Here is a 14,059-nt window from a genome sequence, read left to right as displayed (position 1 = left end):
CGGCGCTGGCCGCAGCGCTTGCGCGTCAGACATCGCGATCACGCGCGCAATCGGGTCTTCACATCAGTGTCGCTCGACGCTCGAGAACGGCGCCTCGCGAGCGGCGATCACCGCGCGGCATCGCCCCGTATCGCCCCGCATCGCCGGAACGAACGCGCCGCGCCGCCACGCCCGCACGAACCGAGCTATTCCGCCCGCCACGGCGTCAAGCGCCGCTGCAGCGCGCGCAAGCCGATTTCCAGCGCGAGCGCGATCGCGCCGATCACGAGAATCCCCGCGATCACGACGTCCGTCACGAGGAATCGCGACGCCGAGTACACCATGAAGCCCAACCCGCGCGTGGCCGCGATCAGCTCCGCCGCGACGAGCGTCGACCAGCCCGCGCCGAGCGCGATGCGCACGCCCGTCAGGATGTCCGGCAGCGCGCTCGGCAGCACGACGTGGCGCAGCAGCTTCACGCGCGTCGCGCCAAGCGAAGCGGCCGCGCGCAGGCGGCTCTCCGATACGCCGCTCGCGCCTGCGGCGGTCGCGATCGTCAGCGGCGCGAACATCGTCAGAAAGATCAGCAGGATCTTCGACGCATCGCCGATTCCGAACCAGACGACCATCAACGGCAAATACGCGAGCGGCGGAATCGGCCGGTAGAACTCGACGATCGGATCGACGACGCCGCGCACGATCCGGTTCGTCGCGATCAGGATGCCGGCCGGAATCGCGGTGACGACCGCAAGCGCGAACGCCGTCGCGATCCGCGACAGGCTCGCGAACACGTGCTGGCCGAGCGTCGCGTCGTCGAAGCCCTCGGTGCTCAGCGCGACGAGCTTGCGCAGCACCGCCTCGGGGCCCGGCAGCAACGCGGCCGACACCCATTCGAAGCGCGCCGCGAGCCACCAGCCGAGAACGAGCGCGGCCCATGTCGCGAACGCGGCCGCGTGGCCCGCGTGCATGCGCGGCCTGCGACGCGCTCGCGATGCCGCGGGCACGCCCGTCGAAGCATGCGGCACAGGAAAATCCCGATGCTGTTCGGTCGCGGCCAAAGTCAGACCTCCTCGGTTTCTCGCATCAATTGCTCGACGAGCGCGAGATGGATTTCGGTGAAGCGCGGATCGCTCTTGATCGAGCGCATCGATTCGCCGTTCGCGTAACGCCGCGCGAAGTCGAGCGAATGGCGCGCGACGATGCGCCCGGGCCGCGGCGACAGGATCAGCAGCTCGGTCGCGAGCAGCACCGCCTCCTCGACGCTGTGCGTGATCAGAAAAATCCCCTTGCCGGTCGCGCGCCACACGTCGAGCAGCAGCGTCTGCATGTGCTCGCGCGTGAGCGCATCGAGCGCGCCGAGCGGCTCGTCCATCAGCAGGAACGACGGGTCCGCTGCCAGCGCGCGCGCGAGCCCGACGCGCTGACGCATTCCGCCCGAGATCTCGTCGATGCGATGCTGCTCGAAGCCCGCGAGCTTCACGAGCCGCAGCACGTCGCGCGCACGCGCGTTTCGCGCATCGCGGCCGACGCCCTGCATCCGCAGGCCGAACGCGACGTTGTCGATCACGTTCAGCCACGGCATCAGCGCGTCGTCCTGAAACACGACGCCGCGATCGGCGCCCGGCCCCGCGACGGGCGCGCCGTCGGCTGTGACGCGGCCCGACGTCGGCCGCTGAAAGCCGGCAAGGAGCGACAGCAGCGTGCTCTTGCCGCAGCCGGACGCGCCGAGCGCGACGGCGATCTCGCCGCTGCCGACCGACATCGATACGTTATCGAGCGCCGTCAACGCGCCGCGGCGCGATTCGTAGACGACGGACACCTGTTGCGCGCAGAGCTTCGCCATGCCGATGCCGCCGCGTCGAATCAGCGCGCCGCGACCGATGCGCGGACGAACTGGTCCGTCACCGTCGGTCGATAGTCGGGCAGCACGCGGTCGATCTTGCGCTGCTCCTTCAGGAAACGCGCGGTCGACGCGATCGCGGCGGCCGTCCCTCCGCCGAGCAGTTCGGGCGACGCCTGCTCGGACGCGGTCGGATAGAGATTGCCGGCGAGCAGCTGCGGAATGTCGCCCGTCGTCGCGCCGCTCAGCCGCGAGATCGCGGCGACTTGCGGCGACGCGCTCGTCCACGCCTTTGCGTTCGCGCGATAGTCGGCGATCGCCTGCGTCGTCACGTTGACGAACTTCGATACGAAATCCGGATGCGCGCGCGCGAAATCGCTGCGCACCGCCCACAGATCGAACGTCGGCGCGCCCCACTTGCCGACTTGCGCCGAATCGACGAGCACCTTGCCGCCGCTCGCCTTCGCGCGGCCGAGCGCCGGGTCCCACGTGTAGGCTGCGTCGATCACGCCCCGCTCCCACGCGGCGACGATCTCGGTCGGCCCGAGATTCACGATCTTCACGCGCTGCGCATCGATGCCCCAATGCTTGAGCGCCGCGAGCAGCGCGTAGTGGCAGTTCGATGCGTAAGGCGTTGCGATCGTCTTGCCGACGAGATCGGCCGGCTTGTCGATGTGCGCGCCGCTGCGCACGACGAGCGCCTCGGACACGCCGGTGATCGCGTTCAGCACGACCGCCTGGATCGGCACGCCGCGCGACACGGCGGCGGTAAACGGGCTCTGCCCGACGTCGCCGATCTGCACGTCGCCGGACGCGAGCGCCGCGACGACGTCCGCGCCCGAATCGAAGCGGCGCCAGTTGATCTTCCAACCGGTGGCCTTCTCGTACGCGGCGCCCGCCTGCGCGAGCTTCGCCGGATCGGCGCCGTACTGATACGCGACGTTCACCGTGTCCGCATGGGCGAACTGCGCGTGAACCGCGGCGAAAGCGGCGACGGCGAAAGTCGTGGCGGCGAGGATGCGCTTGAGAATCATGAGGCCTTCCCTTCTTCTGGATGCGTTGAATTCGGATGGCCGTCGAGATTACCGGGATGCCCGTCGTCTGTTAAACAACGAAATCTGCGAAGGATATGAGACGGCGCATGCCGCGGCCGCGCCGGGCCCGCTGCAATCCCGGCGGGCGGATAAGCAATGCGCAATTCGTTGGTTCACCGTACGAATGCGTTTTGCGAGACTTGCCGGCTTTGCGCAACACGCGACATGCCGCACGCGGCGCGCGGGCGGCTGGCTGCGCAAGCCGCCGCTTCGCGGCGATTTCAAAGCGGTTTCAAAGCGGCTTCATAGCGCTTGATAGCGGCTTCAAAGCCGCATCGAACCCGGATCGACGATGACTCGACTGAAACTGACCCGACTGACGCCCGCGATCGGCGCGATCGTCGACAACGTGGACCTTGCGAACGCGGCCGACGGCGACTTGCACCGCGACATCCGCGACGCGCTCGCGCACCATCAGGTGCTGTTCTTCCGCGATCAGCGCCTGAGCGCCGCTCGGCATCGCGACTTCGCGGCCGGCTTCGGCGATCTGCACGTTCACCCGATCTATCCGTCGCATCCGCAGGCGCGCGAGATCATGGTGCTCGACAACGCCGTCTTCGACCTGAAGGACAACGCGATCTGGCATACGGACGTGACGTTCGTCGAGACGCCGCCGAGCGCGTCGATCCTCGCCGCGCGCACGCTGCCCGAGACGGGCGGCGACACGCTGTGGGGCAGCGGCTTCGCCGCGTACGGCGCGCTGTCCGATCGCGTGAAGATGCAGCTCGACGGCCTCACCGCGCAGCACGACTTCACGAAGTCGTTTCCGTTGAAGCGCTTCGGGCTCACCGCCGACGATCGCGCGCGCTGGGAGGACACGCGCATGAAGAATCCGCCCGTCACCCATCCCGTCGTGCGCACGCATCCGGAGAACGGCCGCAAGGCGCTGTTCGTCAACGAAGGCTTCACGACCGAGATCAACGAGCTGCCGGAAGAAGAAAGCGCGGCGCTGCTGCGCTTCCTGTTCGCCCACCAGTCGCGGCCCGAGTTCACGCTGCGCTGGCGCTGGCAGGCGGGCGACGTCGCATTTTGGGACAACCGCTCGACGATTCACTACGCGGTGAACGACTACGGCAGCGCGCATCGGGTGATGCATCGCGCGACGATCGTCGGCGACAGGCCGTATTGACGTGAAAAACGCGCGGCGCGCGCGAGCGCCGCAACGGCATCGCCGGCTTGCCGTTTTTTTCGATCTGACGATTTCGATCGCGAATCGCGCCGGGCGGCGGCACACGCCGGTGTGCGATTCGTTCAATTCGTGCGATTCGCACTTCGACCAGACGGGCGCCCCGTTGCGCCGCCGCTCGATCTCGTTCGATCCCGCTCGTGCTGCGCGTTCGCCTCCGGCCGTGCCCGGCGTCGATGCGAAAGCGCGAATGAAACCGATCGTCAGACTGTCAAAAAGCTGCGGATTATACGGGACGTAGCCGCTTGGAAGCGCATGGTCCATCGCAATTCTCGGCGCAAAACCGACGGCCTCGATGCAGCCCGAAATCGCTTGAAAACGGGGGCGACGCGTGAATCGTCGGACGCAAACGAAAAACCGCATGCACGCAAACGTTGCCGCGCGGACGGCGCATCGGCACGCGCGGCGCACCGCGACAAATCGACTCTCCCGCGCCGTCGCGCGACTTGCTACACGCCCACACAATCAACACTCATCATCCGGCATCCGGCATCCGGCATCCGGCATCCAAAAAAACAGACGACAATATGTTTTCTCGAAATACAACTCAAACCTTGTAAATTCGATTTACAGCATATAAACTGTTTTCTAAGATTACAGCGAATCCCTTGTATTTCAATCAGGTGCGCGCATGGCCATCACCATCGAACACGAGATCAAGACGCTCGACCAACTGCGGCCCATCCTGCGCGGCTTCCGCAAGGTGGCCGGGTTGACGCAGGCGATGGTCGCGAGCCGCCTCGGCGTCACGCAGCAGACGTATGCGCAATTCGAGGCGAATCCGGCGTCGGCGAGCGTCGAGCGGCTGTTCAAGGTGCTGCGCGTTCTCAACGTCGAGCTCACGCTCACCTACATCCACACCGCTTCCGCCAGGCCCGCCGCGAAGCAAGCCATCGCCTTGCCCGCGCGCAAGGCCGCGCAGGCTTCCGGAAGCGGGCGCGCCGCCGCCAAGCGCCCGGCGCCGCCCGCGAGCCAATCGATGCCCGCCCCGCGCGCCGCCGAGCGCCAGCCCCGCCCCGCACGCAAGCGCGCCGCCCCGAAGAAGCGGGAGGACTGGTGAGCGCCCGCCGCGCGCGCGCCACGCGCCTGCATCTGTGGATGAACGGCCTGCCCGTCGGCTACTGGGAGCATGCGCGCGACGGCGAGCGCCTCGTCTACTTCGACGAATGGATCGCCGATCCGCAGGGCCGCCCGCTATCGCTGTCGTTGCCGTTCACGCCGGGCAACCAGCCGTATCGCGGCCGGCTCGTCAGCGACTACTTCGACAACCTGCTGCCCGACAGCGAACCGATCCGGCGCCGCATCGCGATGCGCTACAGGACGGGCGGCACGTCGCCGTTCGAGCTGCTCGCGACGCTCGGCCGCGATTGCGTCGGCGCGCTGCAGATGCTGCCGCCCGACGAAGCGCCGGACGATCTCGAACGCATCCGCGGCCGCGCGCTCGCCGATGCGGACATCGCGCGGCTGCTGCGCGATATCACATCCGCGCCGCAAGCCGGGCAGCACGAGCCGCTCGACGATCTGCGCCTGTCGATCGCGGGCGCGCAGGAAAAGACCGCGCTGCTGCGCCATCGCGGCCGCTGGCTGCTGCCCGACGGCAGCACGCCGACCACGCATATCCTGAAGCTGCCGCTCGGGCTCGTCGGCAACCGGCGCGCCGACATGCGCACGTCGGTCGAAAACGAATGGCTGTGCTCGAAGATCGTCGCCGCGTACGGATTGCCGGTCGCGCATTGCGACATCGCGCACTTCGACGAGCAGAAGGCGCTCGTCGTCGAGCGCTTCGACCGCAGGCCGTCGAGCGACGCGCGCTGGATTCTGCGCCTGCCGCAGGAAGACATGTGCCAGGCGACGGGCACGTCCGCGCTCGACAAATATCAGGCCGACGGCGGGCCCGGCATCGAGGCGATCATGGACGTGCTCGCCGGCTCCGAGCACGCGGGCGACCGCCACGCGTTCTTCGCGTCGCAGATCGTGTTCTGGCTGCTCGCCGCGACCGACGGCCACGCGAAGAATTTCAGCATCGCGCATCTGCCCGGCAACCGCTATCGATCGACGCCGTTATACGACGTGCTGTCCGCGCATCCGGTGATCGGCCGGGGGGCGAACCGCTTGCCGGCGCAGCGCGTGCGGCTCGCGATGGGCGTGCGCGGCAAGCACGTCCATTACCTGATCCATCAGATCCAGCGGCGGCACTGGATCGCGCAGGGCCAGCGCGTCGGCTTCGCGCCCGCCGAGGTCGACGACATGATCGACGCGTTGACCGCGCGCACCGCAGGCGTCATCGACGAAGTGTCGGCCCGGCTGCCGCGCGATTTTCCGATGGACGTCGCCGATGCGACCTTCAGCGGGATGCTGCGCCTGAATGCGAAGCTCGCGGCCGAAACGGCGGCGCGGGCCTCGCGATGAGACGGCGCGATGAGGTGATTCGACGAGGTGATTCGACGAAGCGGCTCGACAAAGTGATTCGATGAAGCGCTGCGATGAGGCCGAGGCCGCGCGCGCCCGGCCCCGCGTACCGGCCGCAGGCGTTCTCGACGACGGCGACGATCGACGTCGTCGAGAACGTCGGACCCTCGCCGACCGGAAGAAACGCCGGAAAACTCGCCCGCTCATTCATCGCGCGCCGCCTTCGTCGCGACGACGCGCACGCGGCCGTCGCCCCCGGCCGCCGGCGGTGCCGCCCGCCCGTCCGATGCGGCCGCGCGAACGCGCGCCGCGCGTCGATCACCGCGCCGGCGCGGCGCGACGGCCCGAAGTCTCGACTCAAGTGGATTTGCGCTGCCCGGCATGCTGCTCGAACAGCCTGCGCACGATCAGCACGATGCCGCCGACTATGCAGACGAACACGAACCACAGCGCGAGCACGTAGCCGACGAGCTGCCAGAACTCGTCGGCGCGCGCATGCATCACGGCCGCGGAATAGCCGTCCGCGCTGCTCGCCGCGTCGACGTACGCGGCGCGGTACAGAAAGAACGACCGGCAGACCGCGCTGTCCGGCTGTGTCGCAGACAGCAGCGAGCCCGCCGGCATCGCGCGCACCGTCTCGCATTCCGGCGCCGCCATCCCGTCTACGATCGCCTGCTGGACCGGATGATCGACGATCGCGCCGATCCACGTCACCGCGACCGCGAACAGCGCGCTCAGGCCTACCGCATGAATCCACGCGGCCAGCCGTCGACTTCGACGACGCTCGCACCTGTGTTCCATCGCATTGCTCCGTTGCGATCCCGCCCGGCACGCAAAAGCGCGGCGCCGTCGGGACTCCATTCGCCCGAACGCATACTGCGTGCGGCCGCAGCAAATCGGTTTGATATGGCTCAAATGGACCGGGTCCACCCGCGCGCGCGGTCGCGAAAAGAAACCGGATCGCGCACCGTTGGGCCGCATCGATGCATTCGCGCGATCGAATCCCGTTCGACGCCACGGCAATCGCGCGGCCGTCGACGAACGCCGTCGCGCGTCGCGCGCCGCGCGCCGTTCGCGCGAGCGTCGCTCACGTGTGCGCCGCGTCGCCCCGGTGCGCGTCCATCAGATCGTCGAGAAACGCCTGCACGATCGGATCGCCCCGGCCGCGCCGCTGCGTGACCACGTGGAACGTCACGTCGTAGCGCAGCGCACCGGGGTTCAGCGCCTTGAGCAGCCCCTGCTTCACGTAGGGCGCGGCGAAATGCTGCGGCAGATAGCCGAGATGATGGCCGGACAGGATCAGCAGCGCGACGGCCTCCATGTTGTCGGCGTGCGCGGTGACGTTCGCGGGCGTCGTCGACAGCTCGGCTTCCGGCGACGGATAGGTTCGCCACGCCCACTCGGCATCCGCGACGCGCGCCGCCGAAAGCCGCCCCGCCCGCCCGAAGAGCGGATGGCCGCGCCCGCAATACGCGAGCTGACGCTCGACGAAGAGCGGCGCGTACTCGAGCGTCGGCACGCGGTGCCAGAAATAGCCGATCGCAACCTGAACGTCGCCGCTCAAGAGCCGCTCTTCGAGCTCGCCCGGCGGCCGCACCGAGATCACGAAGCGCACCGCCTCGTCGCGCTGCCTGAAGCGCGCGATCGCGCCGCTGATGCGCGCATTCGCGCTGATCGGCGTGTGGCCGATGAGGCCGATCGCGAGCGTGCCGACGAGCGTCTTGTCCATGTGCCGCGCTTCGCTGCTGAACGCATCGACGGCCGCGTACAGCTTCTTCGCGAGCGCATAGAAACGCTCGCCCTTCGTCGTCAGCCGAAAGCCGCTACGCCCGCGCTCGCACAGCCGGAAGCCGAGGCGCGTCTCGAGCGTCGCCAACTGCGAGCTGATCGTCGGCTGGCTGACGTTCAGCGCCGATTGCGCGACGCTCACGCCGCCTGCGTCGGCCACCGCGACGAACACGCGGATCAGCCGGAGGTCCAGGTCCGTCAGGGTGCCGAGCATGTTTTCTCCACGGCGCACGCCGCCGATACATAGAAGTTCATCGATGTAAACGTTGAATCTTCGTGATTCAAATTGACCTTTTGGCGACGTACAACGCTACCTGTTGTCACATATGGATGATACGACGCCACCAATACGAGAGGAGCAAGACGATGTCGAATCGCGACTTCCAGCCGCAAAGCGGCAACGCGATGCCCCGCTTCGGCGGCATCGCGACGATGATGCGGCTGCCGCAAGCGCCGAACGCCGCGGAGCTCGACGCATGCTTCGTCGGCGTGCCGTTCGATCTCGGCACGTCGAACCGCACGGGCGCGCGGTTCGGCCCGCGCCAGATCCGCTGCGAATCGGTGCTGCTGCGCCCGTACAACATGGCCACGCGCGCGGCGCCGTTCGATTCGCTGCGCATCGCCGACGTCGGCGACGTCGCGACGAACCCGTACAACCTCGCCGATTCGATCGCGCGGATCGAAGCGGCGTACGACGAGATCCTCGCGCACGGCTGCCGCCCGGTCACGCTCGGCGGCGACCACACGATCACGCTGCCGATCCTGCGCGCGATGCATCGCAGGCATGGGCGCGTCGGCCTCATCCACGTCGACGCGCACGCGGACGTCAACGACACGATGTTCGGCGAGAAGATCGCGCACGGCACGCCGTTTCGCCGCGCGGTCGAGGAAGGCCTGCTCGACTGCGGGCGCGTCGTGCAGATCGGCCTGCGCGGCACCGGCTACGCGGCCGAGGATTTCGACTGGTGCCGCGACCAGGGCTTTCGCGTCGTCCAGGCCGAGGCATGCTGGAACCGGTCGCTCGCGCCGCTGATGGACGAAGTGCGCTCGCGCGTGCAAGGCGGCCCCGTCTATCTGAGCTTCGACATCGACGGCATCGATCCCGCGTACGCGCCGGGCACGGGCACGCCGGAAATCGCCGGCCTCACGGTGCCGCAGGGCCTCGAGATCGTGCGCGGCGCGTGGGGGCTCGACATCGTCGGCGCCGATCTCGTCGAGGTCGCGCCGCCGTACGATCCGTTCGGCACCACCGCGCTGCTCGGCGCGAATCTCGCTTACGAGATGCTCTGCGTGCTGCCCGGCGTGAAGCGGCGCGCTTCGTAGCCGAGCGACGAAGCCTCCGGCCCGCGGACCGCGCACGCCGGGCACCCGGCTCGAAGCATGGCATCGCCGCGGCGCGGCATGCGAAGGCGCTCGCCTTGAACGCGAGACTTCGCCGCCCGCCTTCGGCGATTGGCGTGCGGCGATTGGCGTTCGGCGGCCCGTTCGCGAACACGCATCGGCCGTCGTCAATGCATCGACACGCCGATAAGTTGAGGCAATGCAGCCGGCGCGATCGCCGCGCATGCGATCAAGGATCGCGAGAACCGGCAGCGCGGCCTGCGTCGCCTCGACCGGATGAAGATCGCGTTCGCATTCTCCAAGGCGCGGGCGAACGAGCGCGCCGCTCTCCCTTATTGGCTTGCCGAATCGCGCATCGAACGCCCGCATCGCGCACGACGTCCGGCCGGAGGCACGAAGTCGCGAGGTCGCGAGGTCGCGAGGTCATGGGGTCACGGGGTCACGGGGTCACGGGGTCACGGGGTCACGGGGTCACGAGGTCACGAGGTCACGGGGTCGCGAGGTCACGGAGTCACGGAGTCACAGAGTCACCAGGATGCGGGTGCGCGGGGTCGATCTCGCGGCCTCACCCCGGCCGCGACAGCCCACGCCCCCGCGCGCCGCCACGCTCCCGGCATCCCGCATCGACCACGCCGCCCGCGCGCCGCCCCCGGGCGAGCTTTCCGAGCCGCCCGCAACACCCCGATCCCATCGCCATGCATCCGCCGGCGGCACCGATTCCACCTGCCAACCCGAATCCGAAACTTTCCCGCCCCTTTTTTCTCCGGCAAACGTATGATGATTGCCGCGCGTCAAGCGCGCTCACACGCTAGGAGACCCTATGAAAAGACTGAAATACGCTGCAGCACTATTGACCGCGGCGGCAATGAGCCCGTCGTGGTCGCAACCGCCGACCATCGCCGCGCAATCGCACGTTTCCGGCATCAGCAAGGCGGAGCCGACGAAAATCGGCGAGCAGCTCGCCGCGCGCCGCGCGTCGCTGCCGAACCTGCCGCGGCCGTTGCCGACGCTGTCCGCCAGCACGATCCGGCAGGCCGGCTCGCGCGCGTCGCTCGCGACGCGGCAATCGACGCTCGGCGCGCCGGCCGCCGCGACCGCCGCCACCGTCGCGCCGCCCGTCGCGGGCTGCACCGACGTGACGATCGGCGCCGCGTACAACGCGCCCACCGCGCCCGCCGGCCAGTCCGACTGCTTCCAGTTCGTCGCGCCGAGCGCGACGAAGATCGTCGCGTACGTCGTGAACCTGCCGGCAAACGAACAACACGACGCGCATCTCGTGCAGGTCAACGAAGACGGCTCGTGGACCGTGCTCGACAGCCAGGCCGACCTGTCGCCGAACAAGGTCGTCGAGGCGATCCCGAACGGCCCGGTGCGCCTCTTGCTGCTCGTGAGCGCGCAGCAGGGCGCGGGCAACGCGACGTTCCAGTTCCAGGTGTACGGCACGACGGGCTACGACAGCTACGAGCCGAACGATTCGATCCTGCATCCGACGCGGCTGACCGGCAACCAGCAGATCAACGCGAACCTCGACACGGTCGCGGACTTCGACTACTACGCGGTGCAAGTGCCTTCGACGCAAACGACGAATTACGTGACGTTCAAGGGCGCGGGCACGCAAACGGCCGAGCTCGAAACCGCGCCGAACACGTGGGCCACGCTCGCGTCGGGCACGCCGTACAACATCACGTCGCCGGCGGGCGCGACGCTGATGTTCCGCGTCTACGACAAGGGCGCGACGGCACCCGCCGCGCAAGCCTACACGCTGCGCGTGTCGGACGGCGCGGGCACCGCGGGCTTCTATCGCTTCCTCGACAACGAGAACATCACGCATCTCGTGCGCGGCACCGAGAACGTCGCGCGGGTGGTGTCGGCGGGCGTCATCGCGTGGGACTCGACGGGCAACGTGCGCCTGCCGCCGGGCGAGCGCGTCTGGGTGCGCGCATACGACGGCGCGAGCCAGAACGGCCCCTACACGCTGTTGACGGAAACGTCGGGCTACACCGATGCGAACGGCAACCTACTGATCGACCTGAACGTCGGCCAGTGTCAGGGCCTCGGCAGCATGACCGGCGACTTCCATACGATGTCGGTGCCATCCGATCGTTGGCGAATCACCTACAACCCGTATGCGGTCGCCGTGGCTTCTCTCGACAACGGTCAAACGCCCAAAAGCTCGTCGCAAATGCACTTCACGCACATCTGCACCGAACTATATCTCGGCCGCAAGTAAACATGAAAAAGGCGGTTCGCACTCGCCGACCCGCCTGACATGACGCATGAGGCCGGTCGGCGCACCCCGCGCCGGTCGGCCGCTCGACACCGTCCCTGCGACGGGCGCCGTCGAACCGGCCAGCGCATGCTCCGCGCGAGACCGAATGCGAGCGCTGCGCTCACCGGCATCGATCGGCGTTCGATCGACGTTCGATCGGCGCTCGGTCGACGATTTCATGCGATCGCCGAACGCGTCGAAGGCGCTTACATGCGCCGAGCGTGCCGCTCGAGCCGATGATCGATGGCCAATCCATTGACTTGCACATCGGGCTTGCGCATCGCGCCGCACACCTCGTCATGACGCGCAACGGCGCGGCTCCGTCGCGAATCGCCACGCCGTTGCACATGCCGCGCGACACGCGCCCTCTTCCTCGCCCCCATTCACGATCCGCACGGCGGGCGTCGATCGCCTGTTGGCGATCGCGCACGCCGATTTCGCATTCGCGATCGCGCGATCGCGACCATGCATTCGCGACCATGCATTCGTGATCGCCCATTCGTGATCGCGCAAACGCATACGCGCAAACGCCCACGCCTTCCCGCGTCTGGCTTCACCGAACGAAGCCGCACATCCGCGTCGAACCGTTCGGCCGCGCCGTTCACTCGCACCGCGGACGACGGATAGCCTGCACGCACAAACGCCGAACGTGCGGATTCGCGACGCCCCGCACGGTGCGCCGCGAATCCGCACGCCATCGAACATCGGCGCCGCAAGCGGCCGTCATCCCGGCTTGCCGCTCAGTTCCTTCAATCCCTTGATCACGCCGAGCAGCGCGCGGCCGTGCTCTTCCGAGCCGTCCCACGCCTCGACGATCGCCTCGCGCAGCAAATCGTTGTACGGGGCCGAAAGCCGGCCCGACTGACGCGCCTCGACGCCGTAGAAACTGCATAGCTTATTGAATGACCCGCTCCTGCGCAGCCGACGCCCGCTCGACGACCTGAGTCGCGAGACGGTGGGCTGACTGACGCCCGAAAGCCTAGCTATTTCGCTGGACGAGCGGGTATCGGCCAGCAGCCGGCTCAATAGGTCCTGAACAGAAAAATGTCTCTTAGGGGCTTCCATAGTATGCATTATACATATACATTAACGCCTAATGAATTGATCGTCGAAGCTGGCGGTCGGCCGCATTCCGAGAAAGAGTTGATGACACTGAAACACCTGCCCCCGACGTTTTGCTGGACCAAGATCGGTAACGAGTCCGGCGAGGAACTCCCGACCATCGTGCTGAGAAAGGAATGGGAGCGCCGGTTGGGAGGCGGGCGGTTTCTGTGGGGCATCGGCCAGCCGCTCGGCAACAGCGCGCAGATTGCCGCGCATCGAACGGGCTCGCTGATCGCGCTGTTCTCGCCGGCGTCGAGCAAGGCGCGGCCGGCGGAAAGAAAACCGGAAGACGTGCTGCTATGGAACGCGTGGATCGATGCGGGCGGCCAGGTGCGTCAGTTGCCGCCGCACACGTTCATCACGAGCCGCGCGACGCTGCCTTCGGGGCGCCGCCGCGAGCATTACTACGCGCTCGTGTGCGCATCGCCGACCGAGCTCAGCATCGGCACGCGCCTGCGCGTGCATCCCGATCACCTGCGCAGCGTGAGCACCGGCAAGGTGCTCGGCGCCGCGCAAAGCGCGGCGGTCGTCGATTGCGTCGGCCGCGAAGCCGAGCAAACGGGCAAGCGCTATCCGCTCGCGCTGTCGGTCGAGCTCGAGGCGCCGTACTTCGTGCGGCTCACGCAGCCGAGCATGCTGAAGGCGCGCGATCTCGCGGACATCACGAAGGCGACGCGCGACGGCGATTTCGGCACGTTCGTCGAGCAGGTCACGCGTCTGCGCAGCCGGCCCGCCGCCGAGCAGGCGCGCGGGTTCACGCGGGATCTGTTCGATTTGCCGCCCGTCGAGGCCGTCGCGCCGTTCGGCGGCGCGGCCCACGCGCAGGCAAGCCATGCGTGGTGACGCAACGGGCGCCTGAGCGCGCCGGACGCGCGGCGCGCGGCGACTCATGAAAGGTCACGTCGTTGGCGTGCGTCGGCGGTTGGTCGCCATTCGACCATGACGGCCCGATCGGAACGCGCAGCGATCCGGCACGCGGGCCCGCTCGCGGCGGCCGACGATGCGGTTGCATTCGGTGGCTCGCGCCGATGCGCGTCGCGCGATGCGAG

General features: G+C 68.1%; 13 protein-coding genes. 7 read left to right on the top strand and 6 right to left on the bottom strand.

What is annotated here, in order from left to right; translation table 11 throughout:
• Positions 1 to 185 precede the first annotated feature (185 nt).
• The 3 genes from WS91_RS14800 to tauA are packed head-to-tail and all read right to left on the bottom strand — an operon-like array spanning position 186 to position 2,853.
• Positions 186 to 1,037 carry an ABC transporter permease subunit gene (locus tag WS91_RS14800; protein WP_038743786.1) on the bottom strand — a complete coding sequence of 284 codons (852 nt, stop codon included), beginning with the start codon at positions 1,035 to 1,037 and terminating at the stop codon, positions 186 to 188.
• Positions 1,038 to 1,039: 2 nt separating this feature from the next.
• Positions 1,040 to 1,822: a taurine ABC transporter ATP-binding protein gene (locus tag WS91_RS14795; protein ID WP_059576046.1), complete on the bottom strand. Its 783-nt coding sequence runs from the start codon at positions 1,820 to 1,822 to the stop codon at positions 1,040 to 1,042.
• Positions 1,823 to 1,842: 20 nt separating this feature from the next.
• Positions 1,843 to 2,853, bottom strand: coding sequence for a taurine ABC transporter substrate-binding protein (gene tauA / locus WS91_RS14790; protein ID WP_038743780.1), 1,011 nt, complete (start codon positions 2,851 to 2,853; stop codon positions 1,843 to 1,845).
• Here tauA and WS91_RS36850 point away from each other — a divergent pair.
• From WS91_RS36850 to WS91_RS14770, 4 genes are all read left to right on the top strand, one after another.
• The gene (locus WS91_RS36850) at positions 2,852 to 3,169 is read left to right on the top strand and encodes a hypothetical protein (RefSeq protein WP_231752028.1); all 318 of its coding nucleotides are present in this window, start codon (positions 2,852 to 2,854) and stop codon (positions 3,167 to 3,169) included. The genes tauA and WS91_RS36850 overlap by 2 nt on opposite strands.
• Positions 3,170 to 3,205: 36 nt before the next feature.
• On the top strand, positions 3,206 to 4,042 hold the full coding sequence (gene tauD / locus WS91_RS14785; protein ID WP_059670490.1) for a taurine dioxygenase: 837 nt from the start codon (positions 3,206 to 3,208) through the stop codon (positions 4,040 to 4,042).
• A 688-nt stretch (positions 4,043 to 4,730) separates the two neighbouring features.
• Positions 4,731 to 5,159, top strand: coding sequence for a helix-turn-helix transcriptional regulator (locus tag WS91_RS14775; RefSeq protein WP_059670531.1), 429 nt, complete (start codon positions 4,731 to 4,733; stop codon positions 5,157 to 5,159).
• Positions 5,156 to 6,508 carry a type II toxin-antitoxin system HipA family toxin gene (locus WS91_RS14770; RefSeq protein WP_059670530.1) on the top strand — a complete coding sequence of 451 codons (1,353 nt, stop codon included), beginning with the start codon at positions 5,156 to 5,158 and terminating at the stop codon, positions 6,506 to 6,508. Before WS91_RS14775 ends, WS91_RS14770 begins: the two co-directional genes overlap by 4 nt.
• A 357-nt stretch (positions 6,509 to 6,865) precedes the next feature.
• Here the strand turns inward: WS91_RS14770 and WS91_RS14760 are convergent, their stop codons facing one another.
• Together WS91_RS14760 and WS91_RS14755 are read right to left on the bottom strand one after the other, a co-directional pair.
• Positions 6,866 to 7,309 carry a hypothetical protein gene (locus tag WS91_RS14760; protein ID WP_038743769.1) on the bottom strand — a complete coding sequence of 148 codons (444 nt, stop codon included), beginning with the start codon at positions 7,307 to 7,309 and terminating at the stop codon, positions 6,866 to 6,868.
• A gap of 286 nt (positions 7,310 to 7,595) precedes the next feature.
• Positions 7,596 to 8,510: a LysR family transcriptional regulator gene (locus WS91_RS14755; protein ID WP_059576058.1), complete on the bottom strand. Its 915-nt coding sequence runs from the start codon at positions 8,508 to 8,510 to the stop codon at positions 7,596 to 7,598.
• A 152-nt stretch (positions 8,511 to 8,662) separates the two neighbouring features.
• Here WS91_RS14755 and speB point away from each other — a divergent pair, with 152 nt between their 5' ends.
• Together speB and WS91_RS14745 are read left to right on the top strand one after the other, a co-directional pair.
• The gene (gene speB / locus WS91_RS14750; RefSeq protein WP_038743765.1) at positions 8,663 to 9,619 is read left to right on the top strand and encodes an agmatinase; all 957 of its coding nucleotides are present in this window, start codon (positions 8,663 to 8,665) and stop codon (positions 9,617 to 9,619) included.
• Between the two features lie 838 nt (positions 9,620 to 10,457).
• The gene (locus WS91_RS14745) at positions 10,458 to 11,867 is read left to right on the top strand and encodes a hypothetical protein (protein WP_038743762.1); all 1,410 of its coding nucleotides are present in this window, start codon (positions 10,458 to 10,460) and stop codon (positions 11,865 to 11,867) included.
• A gap of 762 nt (positions 11,868 to 12,629) precedes the next feature.
• Here WS91_RS14745 and WS91_RS36845 read toward each other — a convergent pair.
• Positions 12,630 to 12,971 carry a hypothetical protein gene (locus WS91_RS36845; protein WP_059576478.1) on the bottom strand — a complete coding sequence of 114 codons (342 nt, stop codon included), beginning with the start codon at positions 12,969 to 12,971 and terminating at the stop codon, positions 12,630 to 12,632.
• 81 nt (positions 12,972 to 13,052) lie between these two features.
• Between WS91_RS36845 and WS91_RS14735 the strand changes: the two genes are divergently transcribed.
• Positions 13,053 to 13,853 carry a hypothetical protein gene (locus WS91_RS14735; protein WP_059670529.1) on the top strand — a complete coding sequence of 267 codons (801 nt, stop codon included), beginning with the start codon at positions 13,053 to 13,055 and terminating at the stop codon, positions 13,851 to 13,853.
• The last annotated feature ends 206 nt before the right edge of the window (positions 13,854 to 14,059 follow it).

The organism is Burkholderia sp. MSMB1498, from assembly GCF_001526245.1.
Lineage (GTDB): Bacteria > Pseudomonadota > Gammaproteobacteria > Burkholderiales > Burkholderiaceae > Burkholderia > Burkholderia savannae.
This window is presented reverse-complemented; position numbering and strand designations above follow the sequence as displayed.